Origin of the sequence: Sulfitobacter sp. HI0040, from assembly GCF_001634885.1 — a bacterium.
Taxonomy (GTDB): domain Bacteria; phylum Pseudomonadota; class Alphaproteobacteria; order Rhodobacterales; family Rhodobacteraceae; genus Sulfitobacter.
Map to the genome: position 1 here is coordinate 1 of NZ_LWEX01000551.1, position 270 is coordinate 270.

Genomic DNA, 270 nt, shown 5'->3' on the forward strand with positions numbered 1-270 from the left:
GGCATGTTCTGGCCGCCGTATTGCTCGGGCATGTCCAGACCGGGCCAGCCGCCTTCCTTGACCTTTTCGAAGGCTTCCTTGAACCCCTTGGGCGTGTAGACCACCCCGTTCTCCAACCGGCAGCCCTCGGTATCGCCGACCGTGTTGAGCGGGGCCAAAACCTCTGAGGTGAGTTTGCCCGCTTCGCCGAGGATGGCCGCGGTGAAATCGGGTTCCAGTTCGTCGTAGCCGGGTGTGCTCTGCTCGGTGACGTTCAGTACGTCGTGCAAC

Annotated in this window: 1 pseudogene; it reads right to left on the bottom strand. The window is 62.6% G+C overall.

Annotated elements, in window-relative coordinates:
- Nucleotides 1-269 (bottom strand): annotated as a pseudogene (locus tag A3728_RS20445) (acyl-CoA dehydrogenase); the annotation flags it as partial.
- Between the last annotated feature and the right edge of the window lies 1 nt (nt 270).